The sequence below is a fragment of the Pseudoalteromonas sp. ND6B genome, assembly GCF_000764215.1.
Taxonomy (GTDB): Bacteria; Pseudomonadota; Gammaproteobacteria; order Enterobacterales; family Alteromonadaceae; genus Pseudoalteromonas; species Pseudoalteromonas tetraodonis.
The window spans coordinates 23,279-30,464 of sequence record NZ_JQFL01000036.1 but is presented as its reverse complement, the minus strand read 5'-3'; the positions used below and the strand labels follow the sequence as shown (position 1 = coordinate 30,464).

Here is a 7,186-nt window from a genome sequence, read left to right as displayed (position 1 = left end):
CTTTATTTCTTGCTTAAGCTGTTTACTGTCTGACTTTACTGTTTTATTTGAAGGTGGTGTTACTAAGTCTTTCTTCCATTGCTGAATATGATGCGGATAAAGCCCTATATTACGGCAGTATTCATTTATGGCGGCTTCATCTAAACTTCCACACTCAATGACCGCGTTGAGCCTTTCTTCTAAACTCCAGTCTTGTGGTCGTTTTTCTGCTGTCATTTGGCTACCCGTCTGGTGTATTTCAAGTTGATGCTTTTTTGCCAGTGCTATCCAACGTTGTAACGTTGAATAACCGACACCTAAATCATCTGCAATATCTTCTAAGCGAACATCATCACATTGAGATAATGCTTTTTCAACAGCTTGAACTTTAAATTCTTGTGTAAATTGACGTCTCATTTTATTTGCCTCTGCTAAATGTTAGAGGCGACAACTATCCTGACACAGGGGGTTGTGCAAACATGTTTTAAGTGATTTATTCACAAAGAGGTTATGAGACGCTGCGCTGAAAGAGAAGGCTAAAGGCGCTAGGTTGTGTTCGCTGCTCGTGACTCGTAGCCCGAAGCCCGAAGCCCGCCTTATTTCAGCAAACACTTAGCTAACTCGCAACAAAAGCCCTATTTGATCGGTGCTATTTAAGCCGCGATTAAATAGGACTCTTGTCCTGCATGTTTGTTACTGCGTTTAAACGAGCCTTTGCCTTTTTTGGCTTTAACCACTTGCGGTTTAAATACTTTAGAAGTCACCAGTGCTGCCAATGCGTTGTGTTTTATCACACCGCGCCCAGTGTCTACTGCGGATTTTTTACCCGCTTTTGCTTTGCTTTTTTTCGCCATTTATTTTTTCCTATTAATAAAATGAGTATAACGAGGGATATATATCCCACTATGTTATTGATGGCGATTGTATGCTTAATTTTCAAGCATGCAATCATTTTTAATGCTGTTTTAAATATATTTTAGCCATAAAAAAAGCGCCGTTTATAACGGCGCCTATTTAGCTTATAAAATTAAAAACTAAAGCTTACTTTTGCGTAGTAAGTACGACCATCAAAGCCGTAGGGTACGGCACGTAACGGGTATTTAAATGCCCCATTTGAAATAGCGTTTAATACTTCATCATCGCCTAATTCATCCGGTGTTTCATCAAATACATTGTCTGCACCAACCGATAGAGCAAACATATCGTTAATTTGATAACTTACATTTAAATCCACTAATACGGCTGATTCTACCGTACTGGTTGCTTTAAATGAGCCATCTGTTGCAAGTTCAATATGGTCATTACCAAAGTACTTCACATCGGTTTCGCCAAAGTAATTAAAGCGGATCATTGAGCTGTATGAATCACGCTCATAATCAAACGTTAGCGTTGCACGTTCGCCCGGCTGCCCATCAGTTAAAAAGCTACTTTGAATATCATCAAGTGCTACATTTTCAGGAATACCCGGTGCTGCATTAACACTGTCAATTTTAGTTTCATTTAAATTACCGGCAAACGTAGCAGAGAAATTACCGTCATATAAATCAGTGCGATAGGACGCAATAATGTCAACACCCTGCGTTGTCGAATTCACTGAGTTTGAAAAGTAATTCGCTTGTACTGCCCCCGTTGCCTGTAGCGCGGCAACTGCATCAGGACTAAATGCCACATCATCAGCCGATAACAAGCTGCCCAGTGTAATACGGTCTTCAATTTCTACACGGTAAAAATCCACCGTTAACGATAAATCGCTCGTTACATCATAAACAAAGCCTGCACTGTAGTTAGTTGATGTTTCAAGCTTTAAGTTATCAACGCCTAATGCAGCTGGAAATGCTGAGCCCGTTGTTGCTGTAAACGACTGGCTTAACGTGCCGTCAGAACCTAAGTTAGTGGTAAACGCAGTGTAACCGCTTTGCTGTAATGATGGCGCTCTAAAACCCGTTGATAATGCACCACGTACAGCAAAATCATCGTTAAATTCATAACGCGTGGCTACTTTACCAATTATGTCGTCACCCGCATTAGAGAAATCTTCGTAACGAAGTGCACCGCTAACATTCCACGCATCGGTAACCATGGTTTCTGCGTCAATATAAACGGCGTAGCTATCGCGATCACTTTTATTTGATGCTTCAGGGCGAAGGCCGTTGTAAGCTTGAAAACCACATTGTGCAAATTGATTCGGATCGTTCACAGATGGGTATGAAGTATCTGTGTTAGCAGTGCCACACGCGTATGAGGCTTCTTCACCGGGTACAATTTCATAGTTTTCTTTACGGTATTCAGCACCAATTGACACGTACACAGGCTCACTGCGGCCAATATCAACAATCCCGTTCACATCCGCGTTGAATGTTGTTTGGTCAAACCTAAAGCCACCCGAATACCCCTCAGTTGGTCCTGCATTTGCAGCAATATCGGCATCACTTGCACCTGGGTTATTAAATAAATACTCAGCAGCATAAGAGGCATTTAATGTATTGCGTGAGGTAAAGTCGTATTGGTTTTCACCATATACCGCCGATACATCGTAATTCCAATCAGGGTTAATATCACCTCTAAAACCGATTGAAACAGAGATATCCTGTGCTTCATTGTCTATTTGCGGTAAAAATCCATCGCTATAGACTTGAATCACGTTTTTAGATGCTTCGTTAAAGTTACGATAAAAGCCGTTACCTAGTGCAGTACGCTCAGAATAACCACCAAATGAGTAAAGCTCGCCCTCACTCATTGGCAATGCCATATTGTAAAATACCGAAGTAAATTCACTCTCTGCATTACCTTGTCCCCAACGAACTTCGTCCGATAAAGTACCTGGTGCGACATTAAGTGAACCACCGGTATCTCGCTCGGCACGATTGGTTTTATCTGCATCGCGATACTCAAGCGATAAATTAATAAATCCACCTTCGTTGCCTAGTTCAAAACCACGATTTAAACCTGCAGAAATTGTTTCCCCATCGCCTTCTGCCGTTTCACCGTATTGCACATAACCTGTGGTTAAATCTGTTGAGTTATTAAGTGATAAATTGATAACCCCCGCAATCGCATCTGAGCCGTACTGCGCCGCCGCACCATCACGTAAAACCTCAACCCCTTTTAAGGCAATAAGCGGGATCGCATTCATATCAGTCCCCGCAGAGCCACCGCCCACGGTACTAGTTAAACCAAAAATAGATTGATTATGGCGGCGCTTACCGTTGACTAAAACCAGCGTTTGATCTGGCTGTAAACCGCGTAATGTTGCTGGGCGAAATAAATCGGAACCGTCAGAAACTTGTGTACGAGAAAAGTTAAACGATGGCGCTGTCGCTTGTAAGCTTTGCCCAAGCTCGGTAAAGCCGCCTTTGTTTAAATCATCCGCGTCAATTAAATCAATAGGTGATGACGACTCTGTTGCTGTTCGGTTAGAAACTCGCGACCCTAACACAGATATTTGTTCGATATTTTTTTCAGCTTTAGCAGGCGCTTCTTGTGCATTAACCATACTTGGCGCACTGAAAGCAAAAGCAACCGCTACAGCCAAGGTGTTTAAACGATATGTTGACATAATGATGACCCTGTTTTGTGTATTCTTATAATGTGTGTGGGGTATATTCCTGTATCCCATTGCCAACATCCTAGCAACATACACAAACAAAAAGAAACAAAAAATTTGATAAAATTAGCATAAGAATGCAAATAACTTTAAAAAAAGGAAAATAACACCTATAAAAGCTCAAAATACAACCAAAGTAGCAATTTAATATCACACCACCCAAAGTTAATACAATGTTAATATTGAGGTTTTATTCATAATTAGTGAAAATAACGGTTTTGTATATTTTTCACTCTGAAATGAGCAAAAAACACACCCCAAATGAGGTTTTATGCGGTTTTTATAAGACTAAAGTAGATACTAAAGGTAAGAAAGGGTACTCAGAAAAAACTATACATAGGTAGTTATGTAGTACTGTCCATTTTTAAACAATATTTTATACAGGCCTATTTAAGAGGTATAACTATGCCAATCAAATTCACTAATTAGATGGCAAAGTATAGGGTCTACACCTTTTGAGTCACAGTATGCGCGTAACTGCATGGGGGAGTGTTTATCAAAAAGAATTTGCCTAACAATAAATAACGTATGATTAAGCGGAATTAACTCATTATCATCAGTGGCGGCTAAATCATGGCAACTCATTAATAAGCTACACATTTTCGTGTCGTATCCCCATAACTTTAAAACATAGGCCGAAATAAAGTTAGAACTAGCATATTCTTCACTCACGGCTTTTTCATGCTCAAAAGACGCTTCACTTTCCCCTTGAGACAGCAAAATAATTTTGCCAACAAAACTCAATAACGCCACTGAAAATAATAGTTCTTGATCATGTAAGTTAAAACCTGCCTGCTTAGCAAAACGCTTAACACAACTAGCGTAATTCGCCGCTATATCCAATTGTTTCTCATGGATAGCCGAAGGAATAGACGATTCAAAATTTTTGGCAACTAATAAAGAAGTGGTGATAGCCATTAATATCGTTGTTCCGAGCCTCGACACAGCTTCATCAATTGACGATGTTGGCCTTACAAACCCAAGATAAGATGAGTTTGCAAGTTGCAACAATTTAGCAGTTATTATTGGCTCTTGAGAAACAACATGGGCAATATCATGCAAATCAAATTCATCGCTTTGTACTAACTCCCTGAGTTCTTTCAAAATAAGAGGATAAACAGGAAAGCTGATCATAGCCCCTAACTGCCTGCGCACATTAAAAGCAAAGGGTAACGACTTTAACGCCGCCACATTGTTAAAAAGTGCGGTTATGTCTGCCTCATTAAACGGTTTAGCAAGGTAAGCATGCACAACATTAGGTTGTCGCATCATGGTACTCAGTGTCATATCACCAGTAAGTAATGCTCTGACTGGGTAGGGGTTTTGTGAAGAGCATTGCTCTAAAACATCCAATCCATTCATTTGCGGCATTAAATAATCACTTAATACTAAATCTAAGTCTTGCTTAGTGTTTAGCAGCTGCCAAAATTCATCAATATCAGAGGTTGTCATTATATCAACCTCTGGATAGGCTCGATGAATAGTCCTTTGTAATACTTTTAATAAAAAAGCATCATCGTCTAATATGACGACCGCTATCGAACTCATTGCGCACCTTGAGAATTAAAATGGTTTAAATAATTACAAAAATCATCCTGTTCTAAAGGCTCACTAAAGTAATAGCCCTGTATGTAGTCACAGCCTAATTTTTTAATCATTTCGCATTCAAAGGCAGTCTCTACCCCCTCTGCTATCACTATAAGACTGAGATCGTGAGACATACGTGTAATGTTACGAATCATACTTTGCATTGCTAAAGACGATTCAATATCAGTAATCAGCGCTTTATCCAATTTAACGCCATCTACTGGCAGCTTAGAAAGGTAGCCAAGTGATGAATAACCCACGCCAAAGTCATCAATCAATAGCCTAAACCCCAAAGCCCTTAGTCTTATTAATTGCTGTTCGCAGGTAGCAAAATCTTCTATTAAATAGGTTTCTGTTAGCTCAAAAACCAACTGTGATGGCTCTAAATTATTGCGACTTAAGCACTCGAGCATGTAATCAATCCAGTCGGGATCATCTTTTAACTGCCTCGCAGATATGTTAACAGCCAACACATTCACACCTATATTGTTATCCCCCCAATATTTTAGTGTTTTACAACTTTGAGAAATAACCCAGCGCCCTATTGATATAATTTGACCATCGCATTCAGCAATCGGGATAAAATGAGCAGGGGGAACCCAGCCATATTTACTTGGCTCATACCAGCGAATGAGCACCTCAGCACTAAGTACTAACCCTGTTTTAATATCAACTTTTGGTTGAAAACGTAATGACAGCTCATCTTTATTTACCGCAGTTAATAGTAAACGGCTTAATTCAAAGTTCTTTTTATAATCGGCTACCAGCTGAGGATCAAAGCGAGAACAAATACGCTGCTGATCACCTACTTGGTAATTCATCGTCAACTGCATTTGATTAACGAGCTCTTTTCCCTCTAAACTATCCTCAGGAAACAACCCATACACACCATAAAGCTGCACGTGGGCATCGATATATTTACTAGGGAGTGCTTTTTTCAGATCATGCATCGCCTTATTTAGAACGGTTAAAATTTCACTATCAGATTTAATTTCAGGAACAAATAATACAAACCGATCGGCGCTCTTATGAAGAACTTTGACCGCTTTTTCTGATACGCCTTTCAGCACCTCTAGAACCAATTTTATAAGGTGGTTGCCATCTTCGCCCCCTAGCAAATCATTAATTAATTGAAACTGCGCAATACCTATATAAACCAAGGCATAACATTCTTTATTCGCTTCACACAGGGCTAAATGATGATAAAAATCAGACTCGTTAGTCACCACTGATGGTGTTCTGGTAAGTTGGAAAATATTACTCATGCTGCTTGCGTTAATTGATAACTTTAAAAGCTGGCAAAAATCGTCATGTAAATAACGCTCAATCATAACTTCTTCGCTTTTAGCTAGATCAAAGGCGCGTGCATAATTAATAAAAAGTGTACTGCTTTGCTTGTCAATAAAAGACTGGCTTACCGCTTTATTTTGAGCTGTATCTAAATTGGCGAGGTGTTTGTTTTCGTATAAATGAATATCTGAAATGATTTCAGCGGCCGGTGCATTAAAACGATTAATAATGCCGTCATTATCTATTTCTATTAATGCCGACATACTACCCATTAATAACTGTTCTCTTACTCTTTTAGCTCGGCGCTGTTCATATTTTACTTGCGCCTCGCTAATGTTCTCAAGTAGCTCACTATCGACCCATGGCTTTTCTAAAAAACGAAATACCAATCCCTGATTTAATAACTCAACCACAGACTTAAAATCAGCATATCCACTTAGCACTAAGTTTACGCAATCGGGCCAATTAATTTTAACTTGGCGTAATAAATCAGCGCCGTTCATTTGTGGCATTCTAAAATCAGTAATGACTATCTCAATTTGATTAGCTGCTAAGATTTCAAGCGCCTCAAAACCAGTGGATGCTGTTATTACATCATAACCAGAACGAACAAGTACTCGCTTTAAAGATTTCAATACATTGAGTTCATCGTCTACTAATAAAATTCGCAAAGCCACTATTTACACCCCAAAAAGCCACTATTTACACCCCAAGAAGAGTTCTAAT

Annotated in this window: 5 protein-coding genes; all 5 read right to left on the bottom strand. The window is 39.5% G+C overall.

The genetic code is table 11. From position 1 onward, the window contains the following. Positions 1–396 (bottom strand): transposase (locus ND6B_RS09365; RefSeq protein WP_033102530.1); only part of this gene is annotated, 396 nt, incomplete at its 3' end. 236 nt (positions 397–632) lie between these two features. Beyond that, positions 633–833 carry a ribosome alternative rescue factor ArfA gene (arfA, locus tag ND6B_RS09370; protein WP_033103517.1) on the bottom strand — a complete coding sequence of 67 codons (201 nt, stop codon included), beginning with the start codon at positions 831–833 and terminating at the stop codon, positions 633–635. A 173-nt stretch (positions 834–1,006) separates the two neighbouring features. Further along, a complete protein-coding gene (locus tag ND6B_RS09375; protein WP_033103516.1) occupies positions 1,007–3,535 on the bottom strand; it encodes a TonB-dependent receptor plug domain-containing protein in 2,529 nt (842 codons plus the stop codon). Between the two features lie 438 nt (positions 3,536–3,973). Then, positions 3,974–5,131, bottom strand: a complete 1,158-nt coding sequence (locus ND6B_RS09380) for an HDOD domain-containing protein (protein ID WP_033103515.1) — start codon at positions 5,129–5,131, stop codon at positions 3,974–3,976. Beyond that, positions 5,128–7,137, bottom strand: coding sequence for an EAL domain-containing response regulator (locus ND6B_RS09385; protein ID WP_033103514.1), 2,010 nt, complete (start codon positions 7,135–7,137; stop codon positions 5,128–5,130). The genes ND6B_RS09380 and ND6B_RS09385 overlap by 4 nt, the downstream gene beginning before the upstream one ends. Positions 7,138–7,186: the final 49 nt, after the last annotated feature.

Coding starts and splice junctions, on each gene's coding strand:
- arfA (WP_033103517.1), bottom strand. CDS start 833: ATGGCGAAAAAAAGCAAAGCAAAAGCGGGTAAAAAATCCGCAGTAGAC.
- ND6B_RS09375 (WP_033103516.1), bottom strand. CDS start 3,535: ATGTCAACATATCGTTTAAACACCTTGGCTGTAGCGGTTGCTTTTGCT.
- ND6B_RS09380 (WP_033103515.1), bottom strand. CDS start 5,131: ATGAGTTCGATAGCGGTCGTCATATTAGACGATGATGCTTTTTTATTA.